This window comes from Streptomyces sp. NH27, assembly GCF_056859195.1.
This window is the reverse complement of the sequence record NZ_JACEGK010000743.1, coordinates 1-2,719: the sequence shown is the minus strand read 5'-3', so window position 1 is coordinate 2,719 and position 2,719 is coordinate 1. Positions and strand designations below refer to the sequence as shown.

Sequence of the window (2,719 nt, the reverse complement as noted above, 5' to 3'; positions counted from 1 at the left end):
ACCCACGCCACCACACCCTGACCCCGCCCCCACGCTCGGAGAGCCGTGCCGCCAGTTGGACGTACGCATCCGGCGCCGACCCCGCCGCCCGGCCAGACCTACGTCACCCGATCAGACACTCCAACGAACCCGAGAGCGAGCCGACTTGGGCCCCGCTCGGCAACCGATAGCGTCGGGAGGCGCACCGGCTTCGGTGTGCCCCCGACCAGACAAGGAGGAACTGCAATGCGCGTTTCCGTGATCGGCTGCGGGCACCTCGGCATCCCGCACGCGGCGGCGATGGCCGAACTCGGCCACGAGGTCATCGGCGTGGACGTCGACCAGGCGAAGGTCGACCGACTCAACGCCGGCGAATGCCCCATCTACGAGATCGGGCTGCCGGAACTGCTCGCCCGGCACACCCGGAGCGGACGTCTGCGCTTCACCACCGACATCCGCGAGGCCGCCGACTTCGCCGAGCTGCACTTCATCGGCGTGGGCACCCCCATCGACGCCGACGGACGCTCCTACGACACCGCACAGGTCTTCGGCGCGATCCGTCAGCTCGCCCCCCACCTCGACCGGGCGTGCACGGTCGTCGGGAAGTCCACCGTCAGCGTCGGCACCACCCACAAGGTCACCGAGCTCGCGCAGCGCCTGGCCCCCGCCGGCGACCGCGTCGATGTCGTCTGGAACCCGGAGTTCCTGCGTGAAGGCCACGCCGTCGAGGACACCCTGCGCCCGGACCGGCTCATCGCCGGAGTCTCCACCGCGGAGGGTGAGAAGGCGATCCGCGCGGTGTACGCCGAGATCATCGACGCGGGCGTGCCGATCTTCGTCACCGACCCGCAGACCGCCGAGTTGGCCAAGGGAGCCGCCAACACCTTCCTCGGCCTCAAGATCTCGTACATCAACGCCGTCGCCGACATGTGCGATGCCGCGGGCGGCGACGTCTCCCGGATCGTGGACATCCTCGGCATCGACCCCCGCATCGGCGCCGGCGGCATGCGGCCCGGTATCGGCTACGGCGGCGGCTGCCTCCCCAAGGACGTCCGCGCCTTCACCGCCTCCGCCCGGCAGCTCGGCGCCGAACGCGCCGCGACCCTCCTGCGCGCCGCCGAGGAGATCAACGAGAACCGCACCGATGTCGCCCTCGGCCTCATCACCCGCGCCCTGGGCGACCTTCCCATCAAGGGCGCCCGGATCACCGTGTGGGGCGCCGCGTTCAAGCCCGGCACCAACGACGTACGCGAGTCTCCGGCCCTCGCCCTCTCCCAGGCCCTCCAGCGAGCCGGCAGCGTCGTCACCGTCCACGACCCGCGGGCCGTACCCACGGCGATGCTCCACAACCCGGAGCTGGACTACACCGACGACCTGGCCGCGTCCCTCGACGGCGCGGACCTCGTCGTCCTGGCCACCGAGTGGCCCGAGTACCGGCGGGCCGACCCCCATGCCCTGGTGAACCGCCCGGCCAATCCCCTGCTCGTCGACTGCCGGACCACCCTCGACCCCGAACCCTGGCGCGCGATGGGCTGGACCGTCCACCAGCTCGGGCGTCCGGGGAAGTAGCACCGGGCCGCCCCATGAGCGGCGACGACGTTCTCCTTCGCCTCTGATCGTTGGCGGTCCGTCACCCAGCTCCGCAGCGAAGGAACTTGGCCGTCTTGAACACGTTCAAGAACAGGGCTAGCATCCTTGCTGTCAGAGAGTTTTGAACACGTTCAAGAGCACTCTCCCAGGGGTGGAATGCGTCATGAACCTCACCGTCCTCGCCTATGTGATCTACCTGGCGATCAGCGTCACGCTGACCATCTGGGTGGCCCGGACACTCAGCCGCAACGGCCGGCTCTTCCTGTCCGACGTCCTGCACGGCGACGAGAAGCTGGCCGACGCGGTCAACCACCTGCTGGTGGTCGGCTTCTACCTGGTCAACCTCGGCTTCGTCGCGCTCTACCTGAAGACCACCGACACCATCGAGGACGCCCGTGGGGTCTTCGAGGCGCTGTCGGTCAAGCTCGGCGTGGTCCTGCTGGTGCTCGGCGCCATGCACCTGGGCAACGTCTACGTCCTCAACCGCTTCCGGCGGCGCGGCCTGAGCGACCGCGAGCAGTACCCGCCGATCGAGCCGGACGGCAGCACGCCGACCGCGTGGGCGCACAAGCCCGCCGGTGCCTGAGATGACCGCCACCACGTCGGCCCGCCGGGCGGACCCGCACCCGCGGGCGCCCGGAAACGTCCGCCGGGCGCTCCCCCGCCGGCCGCTGCGCGCGCTGACCGTGCTGTACGACCCCTACTGCAAGCTGTGCTCGTTCGTCGCGGGCTGGCTGGCCCGGCAGCAGCAACTCGTGCCGATCGACCTGGTGCCCACCGGATCGGCCGAGGCGCGGCGGCGCTTCCCGGAGCTGGACCACGCCGCCACGGCCAAGGAGATCACCGCCGTCGGCGACCAGGGGCAGGTCTACCGGGGCGACAGCGCCTTCATCGTCTGCCTGTGGGCGCTGGCCGGACACCGCGAGTTCTCGCACACCCTGACCAGACCGGCCGGGCGGCGGCTGGCCCGGGCCGCGGTGCTCAGCGCGGCGAAGTACCGCGGTTCGACCGGCCACGGCGCCCTCACCCACCCGCCGGCCAGGCCGCCGGAGAAGGTGGAGAAGGTGACGTACGGGATGGCGCCCGGCTGGACGTACGACCGGGTCACCGGGTGGACCCAGGCCCCGTACGCGGGCCCGGCCCCCACTCC

At 71.1% G+C, this 2,719-nt stretch carries 3 protein-coding genes; all 3 read left to right on the top strand.

Translation table 11 applies throughout. The features are described from left to right. Positions 1 to 225: 225 nt before the first annotated feature. Entirely contained in the window at positions 226 to 1,548 is a 1,323-nt protein-coding gene (locus tag AC13HU_RS35260) for a UDP-glucose dehydrogenase family protein (RefSeq protein ID WP_483046075.1), read from the top strand. Positions 1,549 to 1,732: 184 nt separating this feature from the next. Then, positions 1,733 to 2,155, top strand: a complete 423-nt coding sequence (locus AC13HU_RS35255) for a hypothetical protein (RefSeq protein WP_483046074.1) — start codon at positions 1,733 to 1,735, stop codon at positions 2,153 to 2,155. A gap of 1 nt (position 2,156) precedes the next feature. Beyond that, positions 2,157 to 2,719 (top strand): thiol-disulfide oxidoreductase DCC family protein (locus AC13HU_RS35250; protein WP_483046076.1); only part of this gene is annotated, 563 nt, incomplete at its 3' end.

What these genes read in the sequence shown, in the direction of transcription:
- AC13HU_RS35260 (WP_483046075.1), top strand. Translation starts at nt 226, where the DNA reads ATGCGCGTTTCCGTGATCGGCTGCGGGCACCTCGGCATCCCGCACGCG.
- AC13HU_RS35255 (WP_483046074.1), top strand. Translation starts at nt 1,733, where the DNA reads ATGAACCTCACCGTCCTCGCCTATGTGATCTACCTGGCGATCAGCGTC.